Annotated in this window: 20 protein-coding genes; 3 read left to right on the top strand and 17 right to left on the bottom strand. The window is 71.6% G+C overall.

Annotated features, from left to right (window positions below):
• Positions 1-23: 23 nt before the first annotated feature.
• The 16 genes from nusB to QZL85_RS15035 form a co-directional block, all read right to left on the bottom strand.
• Positions 24-434 (bottom strand): transcription antitermination factor NusB, encoded by a 411-nt coding sequence (gene nusB, locus QZL85_RS14960; RefSeq protein WP_295578250.1) that lies wholly within the window; start codon positions 432-434, stop codon positions 24-26.
• Between the two features lie 3 nt (positions 435-437).
• The gene (gene efp / locus QZL85_RS14965; RefSeq protein WP_295578253.1) at positions 438-998 is read right to left on the bottom strand and encodes an elongation factor P; all 561 of its coding nucleotides are present in this window, start codon (positions 996-998) and stop codon (positions 438-440) included.
• A 76-nt stretch (positions 999-1,074) separates the two neighbouring features.
• A complete protein-coding gene (aroQ, locus tag QZL85_RS14970) occupies positions 1,075-1,548 on the bottom strand; it encodes a type II 3-dehydroquinate dehydratase (RefSeq protein ID WP_295578256.1) in 474 nt (157 codons plus the stop codon).
• 25 nt (positions 1,549-1,573) lie between these two features.
• Entirely contained in the window at positions 1,574-2,110 is a 537-nt protein-coding gene (locus QZL85_RS14975; RefSeq protein WP_295578260.1) for a GNAT family N-acetyltransferase, read from the bottom strand.
• Positions 2,107-3,183, bottom strand: a complete 1,077-nt coding sequence (aroB, locus tag QZL85_RS14980) for a 3-dehydroquinate synthase (RefSeq protein WP_295578264.1) — start codon at positions 3,181-3,183, stop codon at positions 2,107-2,109. The genes QZL85_RS14975 and aroB overlap by 4 nt, the downstream gene beginning before the upstream one ends.
• Positions 3,180-3,686, bottom strand: a complete 507-nt coding sequence (locus QZL85_RS14985) for a shikimate kinase (RefSeq protein WP_295578267.1) — start codon at positions 3,684-3,686, stop codon at positions 3,180-3,182. The genes aroB and QZL85_RS14985 overlap by 4 nt, the downstream gene beginning before the upstream one ends.
• Positions 3,683-4,894: a chorismate synthase gene (gene aroC, locus QZL85_RS14990; RefSeq protein ID WP_295578269.1), complete on the bottom strand. Its 1,212-nt coding sequence runs from the start codon at positions 4,892-4,894 to the stop codon at positions 3,683-3,685. The genes QZL85_RS14985 and aroC overlap by 4 nt, the downstream gene beginning before the upstream one ends.
• 4 nt (positions 4,895-4,898) lie before the next feature.
• A complete protein-coding gene (locus tag QZL85_RS14995) occupies positions 4,899-5,732 on the bottom strand; it encodes a shikimate dehydrogenase (RefSeq protein ID WP_295578272.1) in 834 nt (277 codons plus the stop codon).
• Between the two features lie 3 nt (positions 5,733-5,735).
• Positions 5,736-7,208 carry an endolytic transglycosylase MltG gene (mltG, locus tag QZL85_RS15000; protein WP_295578276.1) on the bottom strand — a complete coding sequence of 491 codons (1,473 nt, stop codon included), beginning with the start codon at positions 7,206-7,208 and terminating at the stop codon, positions 5,736-5,738.
• Complete coding sequence (ruvX, locus tag QZL85_RS15005; protein ID WP_295578278.1) at positions 7,208-7,681, bottom strand: Holliday junction resolvase RuvX; 474 nt, start codon at positions 7,679-7,681, stop codon at positions 7,208-7,210. The genes mltG and ruvX overlap by 1 nt, the downstream gene beginning before the upstream one ends.
• Positions 7,678-10,344 (bottom strand): alanine--tRNA ligase, encoded by a 2,667-nt coding sequence (alaS, locus tag QZL85_RS15010; protein WP_295578280.1) that lies wholly within the window; start codon positions 10,342-10,344, stop codon positions 7,678-7,680. Before alaS ends, ruvX begins: the two co-directional genes overlap by 4 nt.
• 66 nt (positions 10,345-10,410) lie before the next feature.
• Positions 10,411-10,728, bottom strand: coding sequence for an ATPase (locus tag QZL85_RS15015; protein WP_295578282.1), 318 nt, complete (start codon positions 10,726-10,728; stop codon positions 10,411-10,413).
• A gap of 73 nt (positions 10,729-10,801) precedes the next feature.
• Complete coding sequence (gene rpsD, locus QZL85_RS15020; protein ID WP_295578284.1) at positions 10,802-11,431, bottom strand: 30S ribosomal protein S4; 630 nt, start codon at positions 11,429-11,431, stop codon at positions 10,802-10,804.
• A 412-nt stretch (positions 11,432-11,843) separates the two neighbouring features.
• Positions 11,844-12,323, bottom strand: coding sequence for a tetratricopeptide repeat protein (locus tag QZL85_RS15025; RefSeq protein WP_295578286.1), 480 nt, complete (start codon positions 12,321-12,323; stop codon positions 11,844-11,846).
• Positions 12,320-12,664: a hypothetical protein gene (locus QZL85_RS15030; RefSeq protein WP_295578288.1), complete on the bottom strand. Its 345-nt coding sequence runs from the start codon at positions 12,662-12,664 to the stop codon at positions 12,320-12,322. The genes QZL85_RS15025 and QZL85_RS15030 overlap by 4 nt, the downstream gene beginning before the upstream one ends.
• Positions 12,661-13,980, bottom strand: coding sequence for a replication-associated recombination protein A (locus QZL85_RS15035; RefSeq protein WP_295578290.1), 1,320 nt, complete (start codon positions 13,978-13,980; stop codon positions 12,661-12,663). The genes QZL85_RS15030 and QZL85_RS15035 overlap by 4 nt, the downstream gene beginning before the upstream one ends.
• A gap of 106 nt (positions 13,981-14,086) precedes the next feature.
• On the opposite strand from QZL85_RS15035, the gene QZL85_RS15040 reads away from it, so the two are divergent.
• From QZL85_RS15040 to QZL85_RS15050, 3 genes are all read left to right on the top strand, one after another.
• Positions 14,087-14,392: a dioxygenase gene (locus QZL85_RS15040; protein ID WP_295578293.1), complete on the top strand. Its 306-nt coding sequence runs from the start codon at positions 14,087-14,089 to the stop codon at positions 14,390-14,392.
• A gap of 68 nt (positions 14,393-14,460) precedes the next feature.
• Positions 14,461-16,155, top strand: coding sequence for a DUF349 domain-containing protein (locus QZL85_RS15045; protein ID WP_366208655.1), 1,695 nt, complete (start codon positions 14,461-14,463; stop codon positions 16,153-16,155).
• Between the two features lie 97 nt (positions 16,156-16,252).
• On the top strand, positions 16,253-16,828 hold the full coding sequence (locus QZL85_RS15050; protein WP_295578295.1) for an SAM-dependent methyltransferase: 576 nt from the start codon (positions 16,253-16,255) through the stop codon (positions 16,826-16,828).
• Here the strand turns inward: QZL85_RS15050 and QZL85_RS15055 are convergent.
• Positions 16,798-19,065 carry a bifunctional (p)ppGpp synthetase/guanosine-3',5'-bis(diphosphate) 3'-pyrophosphohydrolase gene (locus QZL85_RS15055; RefSeq protein ID WP_295578297.1) on the bottom strand — a complete coding sequence of 756 codons (2,268 nt, stop codon included), beginning with the start codon at positions 19,063-19,065 and terminating at the stop codon, positions 16,798-16,800. The two genes, QZL85_RS15050 and QZL85_RS15055, sit on opposite strands and share 31 nt — an antisense overlap.
• Positions 19,066-19,095: the final 30 nt, after the last annotated feature.

Consider the following 19,095-nt stretch of genomic DNA (forward strand, 5'->3'; position numbering starts at 1 on the left):
GGCGGCGGGCCTTCGTCCCGGAGTCAGCTGGAGCGGGCGATGCGCGCGAGGACGCCGTGGACGAAGGAGCTCGAGTCGTCGGTGGAGAACTCCTTCGCGAGCTCGACGGCCTCGTCGATCGCGACGGCGGTCGGCACATCGTCGTTGTGCAGGAGCTCCCACACCGCCATGCGGAGGATCGCCCGGTCGACGGCCGGCATCCGGTCGATCTTCCAGTCCCGCGCGTGCGTGACGATCTGCTCGTCGATGTCGTCGCGGTTGTCGATGACACCGTCGACGATCTCGCGGGCGTACAGCCACGACGCCTCGCGGGACGGCTCGCTCGCAGCGCGCTGGGCCTCCGCGGCGAGCGTCACGGCGAGGTCGTCACCGCGGATGTCGGACTGGTACAGGATGTCCAGGGCGCGCTTGCGCGCCTTGCTGCGGGCGCTCAATGCTCAGTTCACGCGACCGAGGTAGTCGCCCGTGCGCGTGTCGACCTTGACCTTGGTGCCGGTCTCCAGGAACAGCGGCACCTGGATCTCGTAGCCGGTCTCGACGGTCGCGGGCTTCGTGCCGGCCGACGAGCGGTCGCCCTGCAGGCCCGGCTCGGTGTACGTGATCTCGAGGACGACGGATGCCGGCAGCTCGACGTAGAGCGGGTTGTCGTTGTTGAGCGCGATCTGCACCTGCTGGTTCTCGAGCAGGAAGTTCTTCGCGTCGCCGACGGTCGCCGCCGGGACGCTCAGCTGGTCGTAGTCGGCGACATCCATGAAGACGAAGCTGTCGCCGTCGTTGTACAGGTACGTGTAGTCGCGACGGTCGACGTTCTCGATCTCGATCTTGGTACCCGCGTTGTAGGTGCGGTCGACGGTCTTGCCGGAGACGACGTTCTTCAGCTTCGTGCGGACGAACGCGCCGCCCTTGCCGGGCTTGACGTGCTGGAACTCCACGACGCTCCAGAGCTGTCCGTCGATCTTGAGGACGACGCCGTTCCTGATGTCTGCGGTAGATGCCATGAGTGTGAAGTTTCCGTTCGTGTGGGATTCGGGGCCGCAGCGCTGACGGGGTCGAAGCGCGGGCCGACAGTCGATTCTACGGGAAGACCGCTGGGAGGTCGGAACTGCCCGAGAGCAGGTCGATGAGCAGCTGCGTCGCACGCGCGTACCCGGGCACGCCCTCGCCGATCACGTGGACGGCGGCGACGTCGGCCACGAACGAGTGGTGCCGGAACGCCTCCCGCTCGTAGACGTTGGAGATGTGCACCTCCGCGACCGGCAGCGCGACCCCGGACAGCGCGTCGCGGAGGACCACCGAGGTGTGCGTCAGCCCGCCCGGATTGATCACGATGCCGGCGCAGTCCTCGCGGGCGGCGTGGATGGCGTCGATCAGGACGCCCTCGTGGTTGCTCTGCACGGCACGGACCTCGAAGCCGCGCGCCCCGGCGGTCTCGGACACGAGCCGCTCGACGTCGGCGAGGGTGTCTCGGCCGTAGATCTCGGGTTCGCGCATCCCCAGGAGATTGAGGTTCGGCCCGTTGACGAGCAGGAGGCGGCGCGAGGTGTTCACGTCAGCACCCTAGTGCCGTCCGCGCTCACGGCAGCGCGCGGCGCATCTCGAGCTCGGGCCCGATCGCGCTCGTGAACGTCACGCCGGTGGGGACGAACCCTGCCGTGCGGTAGGCCGCCTGCGCGCGGGCGTTGTCGACGTGGACGTCGAGGGTGAGCGCGTCGACGCCGTGGTCGGCGGCCCACGCCGCGGCGGACTCGAAGAGCCGCGGGAGGATCCCGGTCCCCCGGTGCGCGGCGGCGAGGAACACGCCCACGATGTCGGCACGGGGAGCCTCGACCTCGCGGCCGAGGTGGTCCCGTGTGCCGCGCTCGCGGAGCAGGACGGTGGCGGTCCCCACCCAGTCACCGTCCGCGATCGCGACGAACTGCGCCGAGGTGTCGCCCAGTGCGGCGCCCGCCGCGCGCTGCCGCCAGAACGCCTCGTCGCGGGCGAGCTCCTCCTCCCGCGTCGTGAGGAAGGCGATCGAGGCGGCGGGGTCGCTGACGGCCTCCAGCCGCAGGTCCCGCACCTCCCGCCACTCGTGCAGGCGCACGCGCCGCACCTCGACGGGGTCCGTCACCCCGCGACCTCCTGGTAGGCCGCGAACAGCAGCGACTCGTCCGGCGCCTGCAGCACGGTGGGCTTGGCGATGTCGTCGAGCACGATGAAGCGCAGCATCGAGCCGCGGGACTTCTTGTCGCGCTGCATCGTGGCGAGCAGCGACGGCCACGCGCCCGCGCGGTACGTGGTCGGCAGCCCGAGGAGCTCGAGGATGTCGCGGTGCCGCTGCGCGACGGCGTCGGGCAGTCGGCCCGCGAGACGGGACAGCTCCGCGGCGAAGACCATGCCGACCGAGATCGCGGCGCCGTGCCGCCAGCGGTACCGTTCGGAGTGCTCGATGGCGTGACCGAGCGTGTGGCCGTAGTTGAGGACTTCGCGCAGACCCGCCTCACGGAGGTCCTCCCCCACGACGCGCGCCTTCATCTCGATGGCGAGTTCGATGCACCGCCGGAAGGCCGCGCTGTGCGGGTCGACGGCGGCCTTCGGGTCCGCCTCGATGATATCGAGGATCTCCGGGTACCAGATGAAGCCGGCCTTCACGACCTCGGCGAAGCCCGCGACACGTTCGTTGTCGCTCAGCGAGTCGAGCATCTCCAGATCGCACACCACGGCGCGGGGCGGCCAGAAGGCGCCGACCAGGTTCTTCCCCTCGGCCGTGTTGATGCCGGTCTTGCCGCCGACGGCGGCATCCACCATGCCGAGGACCGTCGTCGGAACCTGCACGAGCGTGACGCCGCGCAGCCACGTCGCGGCGACGAAGCCGGCGAGGTCGGTGACGGCGCCGCCGCCGAACCCGATCACGACATCGGTGCGTGTGAAGTCCGCCTGCCCCATGACCTGCCAGCAGAACGCGGCGACCTCGACGCGCTTGCCCTGCTCGGCATCCGGGATCTCGGCGAGGAGCACCTGGCGGTCCTCCCCCAGCAGCGCGCGGAGCTTCTCTGCCTGTGCGGACAGCGTCGGCGGGTGCACGATGAGGACGCGGCGGGCCGCCGCGGGAAGGACGTCGCCGATCATGGGCAGGATGCTGCGCCCGATCGTGATGTCGTACGGCTGGTCGCCGGCGACCGTGATGACGGTGGTCTGGCTCATGTGTTCTCCTGAACCCAGTCGGTGATGGCGTCGACGACGTCCTGCAGGGGGCCGGTGGACGTGTCGAAGGTGACGTCGGCGAGCTGCTCGTAGAGCTCGCGTCGGGACTCGAAGACCTCGCGCCAGCGCGCGATGGGGTCCTCGCCGTGCAGCAGCGGGCGCTTCGACCCGCGGATGCGGGAACCCACCGTGTGCGGCGACACCGTCAGCAGCACGACGTGGTGGCCGGCGAGCTCCGCCTGGGTGTCGGGATGCAGCACCGCGCCCCCGCCGAGCGCGACGATGCCGCCCTGCGCGAGGCCCGCGTGCACGGCGGCGCGCTCGAGTGCGCGGAAGTGCTCCTCGCCGTGCGTGCTGAACAGCGCCTCGATGGGACCGTGGGCGCGCACGACCGCGACGTCGCTGTCGTAGAAGGTCACCCCGAGCCGCTTCGCGACCCGTTTGCCGATGCTGGTCTTGCCCGCGCCCATCGGACCGATGAGGACGATCGCGGGGCTCGTCATCCGAGCGAGTCGTCGCTGCCCGGGGCCGTGTGCAGGCTGTCCGGGATGGCGGCGAGGTAGCCGTCGAGGTTCCGACGGGTCTCGGCGACGCTGTCGCCGCCGAACTTCTCCAGGACGACCTCGGCCAGCACGATGGCGACCATCGCCTCCGCCACGACACCGGCCGCGGGAACGGCGCAGACGTCGGAGCGCTGGTGGTGCGCCGTGGCCGCCTCACCCGTCGCGACGTCGATGGTCCGGAGTGCGTGCGGGACCGTGGCGATCGGCTTCATCCCGGCGCGGACGCGGAGGACCGTCCCCGTGGACATGCCGCCCTCGGTGCCGCCGGCCTTGTCGGTCGCGCGTGCGATGCCGGCGCCCGTGGCGAACAGCTCGTCGTGCGCCGCGGACCCCCGGCGCCGGGTGGTCTCGAAGCCGTCGCCGACCTCGACACCCTTGATGGCCTGGATGCTCATGAGCGCATGTGCAAGCTTCGCGTCGAGGCGTCGGTCCCACTGCACGTGCGAGCCGAGCCCGGGCGGCAGCCCGTACGCGAGCACCTCGACGATGCCGCCGAGGGTGTCGCCGTCCTTGCGGGCCGCGTCGACCTCCTCGACCATGGCCGCGCTCGTGGCGGCGTCGAAGCACCGCAGCGGGTCGGCGTCGAGCGCGTCGACATCGTCCGGCGCCGGCACGGCGACGTCCTCCGGCACGCGGACGGGGCCGATGGAGAGCGTGTGGCTGACGAGGCGGATGCCGAGTTCGCCGAGGAAGCCGCGTGCGATGGCGCCGAGCGCGACGCGTGCGGCGGTCTCCCGGGCGCTGGCCCGCTCGAGGATCGGACGGGCCTCGTCGAAGCCGTACTTCTGCATGCCGACGAGGTCGGCGTGGCCGGGGCGCGGGCGGGTCAGCGCGGCGCCGCGGCCCCGGGACTTCTCCGTGAGCTCGACGGGTTCCGGGCTCATGACCTCGACCCACTTCGGCCATTCGGTGTTGCCGATGCGCAGCGCGATCGGGCTGCCGATGCTCGTCCCGTGCACGACGCCGGAGGAGATCGTGAGCTCGTCCTCCTCGAACTTCATCCGCGAGCCGCGGCCGTAGCCCAGCTTGCGGCGAGCGAGGTCGGCCTGGATGGCGGCGCGCGAGACGGGGACGCCCGCGGGCAGGCCCTCCATGACGGCGACGAGTTCGGGGCCGTGCGATTCGCCGGCCGTGAGCACGCGGAGCATTGCCCTATCCTCCCACGAGCGCGCGACGCATGACGGCCACGACGGCGGTCTCGTCCGGCAGGGGCTCGGCGGGGTCGCCGGAGCGGAAGATCCGGATCTGCAGCACCGCCTGGTGCAGCAGCATCCCCGCCCCGCTGACGGCGCGCCCGCCGACGCGTTCCCAGGCGTCCGAGAGCGCCGTGGGCCAGTGCCCGTAGACGACGTCCAGCAGCAGGCCACCCCCGGTGGCGAGGGCGTCGGCGGTGAGCGGCTCCAGCGGCGCGCCGCCGGGGAGGGTCGCGATCGTGAGGGGCACCGGCGCGAAGGGATCCGCGGTCAGGGGCACCGGCAGGACCGTGATCCCCAGCCGGTCACCCAGGACCTGCAGGGGCGTGACGGCGGCGGGGCGGCGCGCCGCCACCTCGACGCGGCGGGCCCCGAGCTCGGCGAGGGCGACGAGGGCGGAGGTCGCGGTGGCGCCGGCGCCGACGATGCGGGCATCCTCGACGCCGTCGACGCCCTCCTCGGCGAGCGAGCGGACGATGCCGCCGACGTCGGTGTTGAAGCCGCGCGGCGCGGCGCCGGTCAGGAGCAGCGTGTTGACGGCGCCGGTCAGCGCGGCGCGCTCATCGCGGGTCGCGGCGGCCGCGAACGCGGCCGCCTTGAGCGGCATCGTGAGCGACAGTCCGCGCAGCGCGGGGGCGGATGCGGCGAGCTCGCCGGGGAACGCGGCCTCCGTCACCCGACGCCGGCCGTAGGTCCAGTCCCAGCCGAGTTGCCGGTACGCCGCCGCGTGCAGCGCCGGCGAAAGGCTGTGCTCGATCGGGTCGCCCCAGACCTCCAGCGCGGCGTCCGCCACCGCTCAGCAGCCCGAGTCCGGGTTGTCCTCGCACCACGCGGTCCACTTCTCGATGGCCTGCTGGTGCTCGGCGTACGTCTCGGTGAACTCGGTCTCGCCGGTGTCGAGGTTCACGGTCACGAAGTACAGCCACGGCCCGTCGACGGGATTCAGCGCCGCATCGATCGCGAGCTCTCCGGGGTTCGCGATCGGACCGACCGGCAGCCCCGCGTGCACGTACGTGTTCCACGGGTTGTCGTCCTCGAGGGCCTCCTGCGACGAGCTGACGGTGCCGTCGTGCATCTCGCCGTAGCCGTACTGCGCCGTCGAGTCCATCTGCAGCTTGCCGTAGGTCTCGTCGTTGCCTTCGTCCAGACGGTTCTGGATGACGCGCGAGACCTTGTAGAAGTCGTCCTCGAAGCGCGCCTCCCGTTCGATGATCGACGCGATCGTGAGGATCTCGCCCCGGCGGTCCGCGGGCACGCCGACGGTGTCCAGCACGCTGACCGTCTTGTCGACGAGGGCCTGGATGACCTCCTCCGCCGTCACGCCCGGATCGAACGTGTAGGTGGCCGGGAAGAGCCAGCCCTCCAGGCTGTCCGCGTCCACGCCGTAGTCCGACGGATCGGCGACCGCGGCCTGGAAGTCCTCGATGGGGAGGCCGATGCCGTCCGCCAGGAGGGGCAGCGTGTTCTCGACCGTGAGGCCCTCCCGCAGCTGCGCGGTGTTCTCCTGCTTGTTGGCGGGATCCATGAGGGCCTCGAGGGCCGCCGCGGAGGTCATCTGCTGCTGCAGCGTGAACACCCCGGGCACGAACGTCGGGTTCTGGCCCGTCGAGATGAGGTGGTCGTAGAACGCGCCGGAGGTCTTCGTGACCCCGGCCTCGTAGAGGTGCTCGGAGATCGTGGCGCCGGTGTCGCCCGAGACGATCGTCACGAGCGCCTCCCCCTCGGCCATTCCGGCCTCGTAGTCCTTCGGCTCGCTCCACCCGAACAGATCGCGGATGGGCTCCTCATACGTGTTCCAGACCCACAGGCCACCGGCGGCGATGCCGCCGACGATCGCGAGGACGACGAGCAGGATCACCCACCCCGCGATGCGGCCCTTGCGGCGGTCGCGCTCGTGACGCTCATCGACGAGGTGCTTCTCCCCGGGGTGCGTCTCATCGGTGAACAGCGCGTCGATGGTCATCGTGGAGCGCGACGTCTCGGCGACGCCGGAGTCGGCGGTCGCGGCGCCCGTTGCGACGGGTGCGGTCGGTGCGCTGACCGGACCCGCGGACGCGGCGAGGGGCGCCCCGGACGGCGAGCTCGACACCGTGGGCGTCGTTCCGGTGGTCGCGGCCTGTCGGGCGGCGCGGCGGCTGAGCGGGGCGGACGGCGCGCCGGCGGACGTCGGCGGCTCGGACTCCGGGTGCACGCCCCCGCGTTCGGTCGGGGTCGGCAGCTTGCTGAAGAGGTCCGCGAACTGATCGTCGTTCGACGGTGTGTCGGGCATCAGACGAACTCCTGCGGATCAGGCAATGGCGTGCCGGCCGGGTTGCCGGTGCTCTTCTCGACGTCGATCGCCTGCTGGAGCAGGACGACCGCCGCGACTTGGTCGACAATCCTACGAGACGACTTCTGTGTTCTCCCAGAGTCCCGCAGCGCCGCGTGCGCCGACACCGTGCTGAGACGCTCGTCGACGAGCCGGATCGGCAGGCCGGACGCCGCCCCGACGGCCGCGGCGAAGGCGCGTGCGTCGGCGGTCGAGGAGGTCTCCCTGCCGCCCAGGCTAATGGGCAGGCCGAGGAGGATCTCGAACGCGTCGTACTCCGCCGCGAGCTCCGCGACGCGGGCCGCGGCGGCGTCGGTGCGGGGGACGGTCTCGACGGGGACGGCCAGGAGGCCGTCGCGGTCGCATCGCGCGACGCCCACGCGGGCCGTCCCGACGTCGACGCCGAGTCGGACTCCGCGACGGAACCCGCTCACGCGGTCGCCGACTCCAGCGCCGTGACGATCGCCGCGAGCGCGACCGGCAGCGCCGACACGTCGGTGCCGCCGCCCTGCGCCAGGTCGTCGCGGCCGCCGCCGCCCCCGCCGAGCGTCGCGGACGCCGTCTTCGCGAGGGCTCCCGCCTTGGCGCCGGCGTCTCGTGCGGCGTCGTTGGTCGCGACGATGACGACGGGACGCCCGCCGACATCCGCGCCGAGGGCGACGACGGCCGCATCGGAGCCGAGCCGCTCGCGCAGCTGCAGCGCGAGGCCGCGCACGTCGTCCGCGGAGGCCACGGCGCCGAGCGACTGCGCGACGACGCGATGCGCGCCGGCGCGCTGGACCGTCTCCAGGAGTGCGGGGAGCCGCTCGCCCAGGGCCTTCGCCTCGAACTGGGCGATCTTCTTCTCGGCGGCCTTGAGGTTCGCGGTCAGCTCCGCGATGCGGGCGGGGATCTGGTCGCGGGGCGTCTTCAGCGAGGAGGTCAGCTGGGAGACGATGGCGCGCTCGGCCGCGAGCTCGCGGAACGCGTCGAGTCCGACGAGGGCTTCGACGCGGCGGTTGGAGGCGCCGACCGACGACTCGCCGACGAGGTTGATGAGACCGACCTCGGCGCTCGTGGACACGTGCGTGCCGGCGCACAGCTCGCGCGACCAGGGGCCGCCGATGTCGACCATGCGCACGGTCTGGCCGTACTTCTCGCCGAAGAGGGCCATGGCCCCGAGCTCCTTCGCCTCCGCGAGCGGGAGGACGCGGGTCGTCACCTCGAGGTTGTCCCGGACGGCGTTGTTGGCGATCTCCTCGATCTCCGTGCGGGTCGCCTCGGAGAGCGCCTGGCCCCACGTGAAGTCGAAGCGCATGTATCCGGCGCGGTTGAGCGAGCCGGCCTGCGTCGCGGACCTGCCGAGCGTGTCGCGCAGCGCCGCGTGCACGAGGTGCGTCGCGGAGTGCGCCTGACGCGCGGCGCGGCGGTTCACGGCATCCACGACGGTCGTCGCGGGCTGGCCGACCCCGACCTCACCCGTCGTCACCTCGACGGTGTGGCTCACGAGTCCCGGCACCGGCTTCTGCACGTCGATGACCTCGAGCTCGAACCCGGGGCCGACGATGACGCCCTTGTCGGCGACCTGGCCGCCGGACTCGGCGTACAGCGCGGTCTCCGCGAGGATGACCTCGGCGATCTGCCCCTGCGCGGCGCGATCGACCGGCTGGCCGTCGACGAGCAGGCCGAGCACCGTGGACTCGGTCTCCAGGTCGCTGTAGCCGGTGAAGACCGTCTCGCCCTTCGCGCGGAGGGCGCTGTAGACGCTGAGGTCGGCGAGGGCGCGGCGCCGGGACTTGGCATCCGCCTTCGCGCGCGTGCGCTGCTCCAGCATGAGCGCGTCGAACGCGTCGCGGTCGACGGAGATCCCCGCCTCCTCGGCGACCTCGAGGGTGAGGTCGATGGGGAAGCCGTACGTGTCGTGCAGGAGGAAGGCCTCGGAGCCGGCGAGCGAGTCGCCCCCGGAGCGCTTGGTGTCCTCGACGGCGAGGTCGAGGATCGTCGAGCCGGCCGCGAGGGTCCGCAGGAACGTCTCCTCCTCGGCGACGGCGTACTGCGAGATGCGGTGCCAGTCGGTCTCGACCTCGGGATAGGCGGCCTTCATCGCGTCACGCGACGCGGCGAAGAGCTCCGGGAAGGTCGGGGCGTCGACGCCGAGCAGGCGCATGGCGCGCACGGAGCGGCGCATGAGGCGGCGGAGGATGTACCCCCTGCCCTCGTTGGACGGCGTGACGCCGTCGGAGAGGAGCATGAGGGACGAGCGGATGTGGTCGGCGATGACGCGGAAGCGCACGTCGTCGCCGTGGTCGGCGCCGTACCGGCGGCCGGACAGCTCGACGGCGCGGTCGAGGACCGGGCGCACCTGGTCGGTCTCGTACATGTTGTCGACGCCCTGCGTGATGAACGCGACGCGCTCCAGGCCCATGCCGGTGTCGATGTTCTTGTTGGGGAGCTCACCCACGATGTCGAAGTCGACCTTGGAGCGGACGTTCGCGATCGCGTCCTGCATGAACACGAGGTTCCAGATCTCGGTGAACCGGTTGTCGTCGACGGCGGGTCCGCCGTCCTGGCCGTACTTCGGCCCCCGGTCGAAGTAGATCTCCGAGCACGGGCCGGCGGGGCCCGGCTGCCCGGTGGACCAGTAGTTGTCCTCGCGCCCGAGACGCTGGATGCGGTGCTCGGGGAGCCCCGCGACCTTCTGCCACAGTGCGGCGGCCTCGTCGTCGGTCTCGTAGACGGTGACCCAGAGGTCGCGCTCGGCGAAGCCGAGGCCGCCGTCGGCGCGCGCGGAGGTCAGGAGCTCCCACGCGTAGCCGATCGCCTCCTCCTTGAAGTAGTCGCCGAACGACCAGTTGCCGAGCATCTGGAAGAACGTGCCGTGCCGAGCGGTCTTGCCGACCTCTTCGATGTCGTTCGTGCGGATGCACTTCTGGTTGTCCGCGGCGCGGAGGTAGGGCGGCGGGACGGTGCCGTTGAGGTACGGGATGAACGGGACCATGCCCGCGATCGTGAACAGGACGGAGGGGTCGGGGCTCACGAGGGATGCCGACGGCACGATGACGTGGTCGTTCTTCTCGAAGTACGACAGGTAGCGCTGGGCGATCTCAGCGGTCTTCATGGAGTGGGTCCCTCGGGAGAGCATGCGGACGCGGCGCACCCGTACGGGGCGCCGCGGTGACGCGGGTCAGTCGGTGAGCTTGGCGGCGGCGTCCTTGGACGCCTCGACGGCCTCGGCCGCGGCATCCGCGACGTCGTCGGCGGCTGCCGATGCAGCCTTCTGCGCGGCGTCGACGACGTGGGACGCGGCGTCCTTCGCGTCGGCGACGAGGCCTTCGATCTTGGCCTCCTGCGCGCGGTAGGCGTCGCCGATGCGCTCCGTGAACTCGGAGATGCGGGCGTCGACCTCGGCGAGGACCTCGTGGCCACGCGGGTCCTTGTTGACGAGGTGTGCGGCCACGAAGCCGCCGGTGATGCCCAGCAGGAACCACAGCGCGTTCTTCATGGGTTCCATGTTAGGCGCAAACGACGAAGGGCGCCGGGGTGACCCCGGCGCCCTTCGTGTGCGTGCTGATGTGTCAGCGCGCGGCGTAGTACTCGACGACGAGCTGCACGTCACACGTGACGGGCACTTCGGCGCGCTTCGGGCGACGCACGAGGCGCGCCTGCAGCTTGTCGAGCTCGACCTCGAGGTAAGCCGGGACCGGGGGCAGGACGTCGGCGTGACCGCCGGCGGCTGCGACCTGGAAGGGCTCGAGCGATTCGCTCTTGTCCTTGACGTGGACGAGCTGGCCCGGCTTCACGCGGAACGACGGGCGGTCGACGAGCTGGCCGTCGACGAGGATGTGACGGTGCACGACGAGCTGGCGGGCCTGCGCCGTGGTGCGGGCGAAGCCGGAGCGGACGACGAGGGCGTCGAGACGCATCTCGAGCAGCTCGACCAGGTTCTCACCGGTCAGGCCGTCCTTGCGGCGGGCTTCGTTGAACGTGTTCCGCATCTGCTTCTCGCGGATGCCGTACTGCTCGCGCAGACGCTGCTTCTCGCGCAGACGGACGGCGTAGTCGCTGTCCTGCTTGCGCTTGGTGCGACCGTGCTCGCCGGGAGCGTAGGGGCGCTTCTCGAGGTACTTGGCTGCCTTGGGGGTCAGCGCGATGCCGAGGGCACGCGACAGACGCACCTTGCGGCGGTCCTGGGACTTCGTTGCCACGAAGTGTTCCTTCCGTAGACGTGGCCGCGTCTTTCGCGACTCACGGACGTATCGCCTCTCCTCGCCCGGTTCGGACAGCACGCCGGGGCATGCCGAATGGTGTTCCAGAGGAGAGGGGATGCCCGAAAACTCGGTTTCAAGCCGCTCAAGTCTAACAGACCGGGCTCTCCCGCCCCGCGGCCGCGGCCCGCGCGTGTGCGCGGCCCGCGCGGGGCTTCATGTTAGGCGGCCTTGTCACACGTCCTGCGGCTTCGCGCGGGGTGCACGCACGAGAGGTGTGACACGCCGCGCGCGGGTGTCACACGAGGCGCGGGTCGGCCGGCCCGCAGCCCGCAGGTGGTGTGACATGGGCGACGGGGCGGGGGCGGGGGGATGCCGGGCGGCTGGCGCCCGGCATCCAAACCGGGCCCGCTCAGCCGAGCTCGGCGGCGTAGTCGGAGATCGAACGCCGGTACGCCGGGAGGTGCGGCGCAAGGGTGTCCAGAGCGGTGCGGAGCGCATCGGAGTGCCGTCCGGCGTCGTGCAGCGCGAGGGCGAGGAATGCGCGGGCCGATGCGTGGAGCGGGTCGGTCGCCGGCACGCCTTCCAGCAGGGCCGTCGCCTCGTCGACCTCGCCGACGTTGCGAAGCGAGCTGGCCAGCTGGATGACGGCCTGCGACCGACGTGCCCCCGCGAGACCGCGATCGAGCGCACGGCGGTACAGCGGGACGGCGTCGGCCTCGCGGCCGAGGAAGTCGTGCACCGAGGCCCACTCGTACAGCGCCGTCGGATCGTCCGCCGGACGGTCGGCGATGAGTGCGCGCATCGCGGCGATGGCGGCATCCGGGTCGGCATCGTCCGCCTGCTCCCAGAACGCGGCGACGCGCTCGTCCCAATCGACGGGCGGCGTCATCGGACGGCCCACGGTGCGAGCAACTCCCGCACCGCCCCGTGCAGGGGTGCGAGCGGTGTCGCGAGGTCGTCCGCCCGGGCGACGGTGTGCAGGCCGCGCAGCGCGGCACCGGCGTCGCTGAGGTCACCGGACATGAGGTGGGCGAGGGGCTCGGCGCGCGGGATCTCCCGCACCCGGCCCGTCTCCCCGGCCTCCCACTGCGGCTCGGCGACGCGGACGCAGTCCGCGGCGATGAGGATGTCCTTGCGACGCCGGGAGTCGGCGGCCGCCCACTCCGCCCCCACGTGGAAGACCGCACCCGGACGGTCGCCGGTCTCCTCGAGCAGCTCCCGCACGGTCACCGGTCGTCGCCCAGGATCTTGCGGATCTTCTCCAGCCGCGCGGAGATGTCGCGCTCGACGCCCCGACCGGTCGGCTCGTAGTAGCGCCTGCCCTGCAGCTCGTCGGGAAGGTACTGCTGGGTGGCGACGCCGACGTCGAGGTCGTGCGGATAGACATAGCCCTTGCCGTGCCCGAGCCGCTTCGCGCCCGGATAGTGCGCGTCGCGCAGGTGTGTCGGAACGCGGCCGAAGCCGCCGGCGCGCACGTCGGCGATCGCGGCGTTGATGGCGTTGTAGGAGGCGTTGGACTTCGCCGTGGTCGCCAGGTACGCCGTCGCCTCGGCGAGCGGGATGCGTCCCTCCGGCATCCCGATGAAGGCGACCGCGTCGGCGGCCGCGACCGCGATCTGCAGCGCCTGCGGATCGGCGAGGCCGATGTCCTCGGCGGCGGAGATGACGAGCCGGCGCGCGATGAAGCGCGGGTCCTCCCCCGCCTCGATCATGCGGGCCAGGTAGTGCATCGCGGCATCGACGTCGGACCCCCGGATGGACTTGATGAACGCGCTGATGACGTCGTAGTGCTCGTCGCCCTGCCGGTCGTAGCGCAGCAGCGCGCGGTCGACCGCCTGCGCGACGTGCTCGGCGGTGATGACGGCGGCGTCGCCCTCCGGCATGGATGCGGCCGCCTCCAGCGCCGTGAGAGCGCGCCGGGCGTCTCCGGATGCCAGCTGGATGAGGGCCGCCCGCGCCTCCGGGGCGAGCTCGACGGCGCCGGCGAGTCCGCGCGCGTCGGCGACGGCTCGATCGATGAGGACGCCGAGGTCCGCGTCGGTGAGCGTCTGCAGGGTCAGCAGCAGGGAGCGCGACAGCAGCGGCGAGATGACCGAGAACGACGGGTTCTCCGTGGTGGCGGCGATGAGGATGACCCAGCCGTTCTCGACGCCGGGGAGCAGCGCATCCTGCTGCGCCTTCGTGAACCGGTGGATCTCATCGAGGAAGAGGATCGTGGAGTGGCCGTACAGGTCGCGCTGGGTCATCGCCTCCTGCATCACCTCGCGGACGTCCTTCACGCCCGCCGTCACGGCGGACAGTTCGACGAAGCGCCGTCCCGAGGTGCGCGCGATCGCCTGCGCGAGCGTCGTCTTCCCGGTGCCGGGTGGGCCCCACAGGATGACGGACACGGCACGCGACGCCGTGGCGTCGGGGTTCGCGAGCGCGACGAGCGGCGAGCCGGGCCGCAGGAGGTGCGCCTGACCGGCGACCTCGTCGAGCGAGATGGGTCGCATCCGCACCGCGAGAGGCGTCTGCCCCTGGAAGAGCGCGGCGGGAGTGGTCACTCGTCAAGGCTAGTCGCGCCCACCGACCGCGGCGCGTTTGGCCGCCGCCGCGCGCGCACCATAGGCTTGCCCGCGCCCGGTGCAGACCGGCGGTGAGGGAGGCCACGTGGCGAGCGGTGCAGGCAAGAAGGGCGACCGCGCGGCGAAGGAGCGCGCGCGGCTGTATCTCGCGCGCCAGGAGTACCACCAGGGCCTGCAGCGGCGTCGGCGCCGCGACAACCTCATCGCGGGCATCGCGGGGGGCGCGCTCATCCTCGCCGTCGTCGGCGGGCAGCTGGCGTACTACACGCTCGGCCCCGGCACCCCCGCACCCGTGCCCTCGCCGTCCGCGACACCGACGCCGACCACGGCCGTGACCCCGTCGCCCACGCCCACCGCGACCTCGACGCCGTCCCCCTCGCCCACACCCTGAGTTCCGCCGTACTAGGCTGTGAGCCGACCGAACCCCCATGCGGCGTATGCCGCGACGAGGTGCATCCTGTGACTTCCGCCACACATCCCGAGCCCGCCGACAACGCCGCCGAGGACTCGGAGCCGACCGCTCCCGAGTCTGCGGAGACCGTCGAGCCCTCCTCCGCCGAGGACCTTCCCGCCGCCGAGCTGGACGCTGACCCCGAACCTGCCGTCGACGCTGAGCCTGCCGTCGACGCTGAGCCGACCGTGGACGCCGAGCCGGCCGTGGATGCCGAGCCTGCGGTGGACGCCGAGCCTGCGGTGGACGCCGAGCCTGCGGTGGACGCCGAGCCTGCGGTGGACGCCGAGCCTGCCGTTGACGCCGAGCCTGCCGTTGACGCCGAACCCGCCGCGGAGTCCGAGCCCGCGGCATCCCCCGCCCCTGTCCCGGCCAAGCCGACTCCGGGCCGTTTCCCGCTGCCGGGCAAGCCCGCCAAGCCGGCCATGCCCGTCAAGCCCACCGCGCAGCCGGTCGTCGCCTCCGAGCCCGTGGCCGACGCCGCGGACTGGGGTCGCGTCGACGAGGACGGCACGGTCTCGGTGCGCGAGGGCGACGAGTGGCGCGTCGTGGGCCAGTATCCCGACGGCACGCCCGACGAGGCGCTCGCCTACTTCCAGCGCAAGTACGCCGATCTCGTCAGCGAGGTGAGCCTCCTCGAGGTGCGTCACCGTCGCGGCGGCGCGTCGGCATCCGATCTTCGGTCGACGGCCAAGACCGTGCGCGAGCGCGTGACGGGCGCGATGGCGGTCGGCGACCTGGCTGCCCTGGAAGCGCGCCTGGACACCCTGGAGTCGACGCTCTCCGAGGCGACCGCCGAGGAGCAGCAGGCGCAGCGCGCCGCCGTGGACGCCGCGATCGTCGAGCGCACGCAGCTGGTCGAGTCGATCGAGGAGATCGCCGGGCGCGACCCCAAGTCGATCCAGTGGAAGCAGGTGACGGCCGACGTCACCGCGCTCTTCGAGCGCTGGCAGGCACACCAGGCCACCGGCCCCCGTCTGCCGAAGGCGGCGGGGCAGCAGCTGTGGAAGCGATTCCGCGACGCGCGCGCCGTGGTCGACAAGCACCGTCGCGAGTTCTACGCGGGCCTCGACGAGCAGCACAAGTCGGCACGCGACGCGAAGTCGCGCCTCGTCGAGAAGGCCGAGGCCCTCGCCAGCAAGGGCGAGGACGGCATCACCGCCTACCGGTCGCTCCTGGACGAGTGGAAGAACTCCGGCCGCGCCGGCAAGAAGGCCGACGACGCCCTGTGGGCGCGGTTCAAGGCCGCCGGTGACGCTCTGTACGGTGCGCGAGCCGAGCGCGAGCAGGCGGATGCCGAGGAGTCCAAGGAGAAGATCGACGCCAAGCGCGCTCTCCTGACCGAGGCCGCCGCGGTCCCCAAGGAGAAGGACGCCGCCAAGGCGCGCTCGCTCCTGACGGCCATCCAGCGCCGGTGGGACGACATCGGCCGCATCTTCCCGCGGGAGGCGGAGCGGAGCCTGGACGACGAGCTGCGCAAGATCGAGCAGGGCGTCAAGGCACGCGAAGACGCCGAGTGGAAGAACAACAACCCGGAGACCAAGGCGCGCCAGAACGACATGACGCAGCAGCTCCGCGACGCGATCGCGAAGCTCGAGGCGGATGTCGCCGCGGCCGAGAAGACGAAGGACAAGCGCGCGATCGCGGCGGCCGAGGACGCCCTCGCGGCGCGCAAGGCGTGGCTCTCCGCCCTCGGCGGCTGACACCCACCGTCTCCTCCCCCGACCTGCGCGCCGCGACCTCTCCACAGGTCGGGGCGCGGGGCGGCCTCGGGCCGTCCTCATCCGGCACACTGCCGTGATGTGGCCGTTCCTCTACTACGCGGGCGATCGGCTTTCGACGGCCGAACTGACGGCGGCGCGCCTGGACGGTGACCTCGTCGAGATCGGCGAGGCGTTCATGCCCGCCGACGCCGTCGAGACGCGCGAGCTCCGCGCCGGCGCCCTGCGCGCACTGGTGGGTGACACCGTCGCGGTCACCCGGGTGTCGGCGGCGTGGGTGCACGGCGCCGTCGCCGACCCGCCGATGCGGCACTGCGTGCAGCGCCGCTCCGCGCGCCGCATCGCGGCGGTCATCGACGCACGTCTCGACTACCGCGACCTCCAGCTGCCGCCGCCCGACGTCATGATGATCTCCGGCGTGGCCGTCACGACTCCGGTCCGGACACTCGTCGATCTCGTGCGTGATCTCGTCGGCCGACCGGATGCCGATCCGTCAGCGGTCGACGCACTGTGCGCGTGGCAGCCGGCTCTCGTTCCCGGCGCGGTGGCCTGGCTCGAGTGCTCCGGGCCGGTGCACTTCAAGCGTCCCGCGCTCGCCTACCTGCGCGAACGGATCACGACCCCTCAGGAGGACGTGACGCGGTACACGTCGTAGACGGCGTCGATGCGCCGGACGGCGTTGAGCACGCGGTCCAGGTGCACGGTGTCGCCCATCTCGAAGACGAATCGGCTCAGCGCGAGACGGTCGTTCGTGGTCGACACGGTCGCCGACAGGATGTTGACGTGGTGTTCGCTCAGCACCCGCGTCACGTCGCTGAGGAGTCCGGCGCGGTCCAGCGCCTCGACCTGGATCTGCACGAGGAACACGCTCTTGCTCGTCGGGGCCCACTCGACCTCGATCATCCGCTCGGCGTCGGCCGTCAGGGACTTGACGTTCGTGCAGTCGGCGCGGTGCACCGACACGCCGCTGCCGCGGGTCACGAAGCCGACGATGGCATCGCCCGGGACGGGCGTGCAGCACTTCGCGAGCTTCACGAGGATGTCGCCGGCGCCGCGCACGAGCACGCCGGAGTCGCCCCCTCGCGGGGCGCGTGCGCGGCCGGTGGCGGGGAGGTCGACCGCGCCCGTCGAGGTGTCCTCCTCGGCGCCGATGAGGGCCGTGACCTTCTCGATGACCGACTGCGTCGAGACGTGGCCCTCGCCCACGGCCGCGTACAGGGCGGTGACGTCCTCGTAGCGCAGCTGGTGGGCGACCTCGGAGAACGAGTCCTGGTTCATGAGGCGCTGCAGCGGCATGTTCTGCCGGCGCATGGCACGGGCGATGGCGTCCTTACCCTGCTCGATGGCCTCTTCGCGCCGCTCCTTCGTGAACCAGCCGCGGATCTTGTTGCGCGCGCGTGTGCTCTTGACGAAGCTCAGCCAGTCCTGGCTGGGGCCGGCGTCGGGATTCTTCGAGGTGAAGACCTCCACGACGTCGCCGCTCTGCAGCTCCGACTCCAGCGGCACGAGCCGGCCGTTGACCTTAGAGCCCATCGTGCGGTGACCGACCTCGGTGTGCACGGCGTAGGCGAAGTCGACGGGGGTCGCACCGGCGGGAAGGCCGATCACCCGCCCCTTCGGAGTGAAGACGTAGACCTCCTTGGCGCCGATCTCGAACCGCAGCGAGTCGAGGAACTCCCCCGGGTCGGCCGTCTCGGCCTGCCAGTCGGAGATGTGCGCGAGCCAGGCCATGTCGGCGTTCTCGGACTTCGAGTCCGTCTTGCCGCCGTTGACGCGCTCCTTGTACTTCCAGTGCGCCGCGACACCGTACTCGGCCTGCTGGTGCATCTCGTTCGTGCGGATCTGGATCTCGACCGTGCGGCCGCCTGGACCGATGACGGTCGTGTGCAGCGACTGGTAGAGGTTGAACTTCGGGGTCGCGATGTAGTCCTTGAACCGGCCGGGCAGCGGCGTCCACCGCGCATGGATGGCACCGAGGACGGCGTAGCAGTCGCGGACGGAGTTCACGAGCACGCGGATGCCGATGAGGTCGTAGATGTCGTCGAACTCGCGGCCGCGCACGACCATCTTCTGGTACACCGAGTACAGCTGCTTCGGGCGTCCCATGACGCGGCCTCGGATGCGCAGTTCGCGGAGGTCCGCCTCGACGGCCTCGATCACGGTGTGGACGTACTGCTCGCGCTGCGGTGTCCGCTGCTTGACGAGGCTGTCGATCTCGGCGTACAGCTTCGAGTGCAGCACGGCGAAGGAGAGGTCCTCGAGCTCGCTCTTGATGGCCTGGATGCCGAGTCGGTGGGCCAGCGGTGCGTAGATCTCGAGTGTCTCGGTGGCCTTGCGCGCCGCCTTCTCCGGCGGCACGAAGCCCCAGGTGCGCGCATTGTGCAGGCGGTCGGCGAGCTTGATCAGCAGGACGCGGATGTCCTTCGACATCGCGACGATCATCTTGCGGACCGTCTCGGCCTGGGTCGCGTCGCCGTACTTGACCTTGTCGAGCTTCGTGACGCCGTCCACGAGCATCGCGACCTCGTCGCCGAAGTCGGCGGTCAGCTGGTCGAGGCGGTAGTCGGTGTCTTCGACGGTGTCGTGCAGCAGCGCCGCGGCGATGGCCCGCGGCCCCAGCCCGAGCTCGGCGAGGATCTGTGCGACCGCGAGCGGATGCGTGATGTACGGCTCGCCGCTCTGGCGCTTCTGGGTCGCGTGTGCGCGCGCGGCGACCTTGTAGGCACGGTCGATGATCGAGAGGTCGCCCTTGGGGTGGTGCGTGCGCACCGTGCGGACGAGCAGTTCGACGCCGTCGCGCGAGGGAGCGCGGGAGAAGATACGGGGAACGAGGCGGCGCAGCGAGGAGCTCTGTCCGGGCGTCTGCGTGGACGCAGGAACGGGCTCCGCCATCCGCTCACCTCCGCCTGTGGACCGCCTGTG

Source organism: uncultured Microbacterium sp. (assembly GCF_900078385.1).
In the GTDB taxonomy this organism is placed as follows: domain Bacteria; phylum Actinomycetota; class Actinomycetes; order Actinomycetales; family Microbacteriaceae; genus Microbacterium.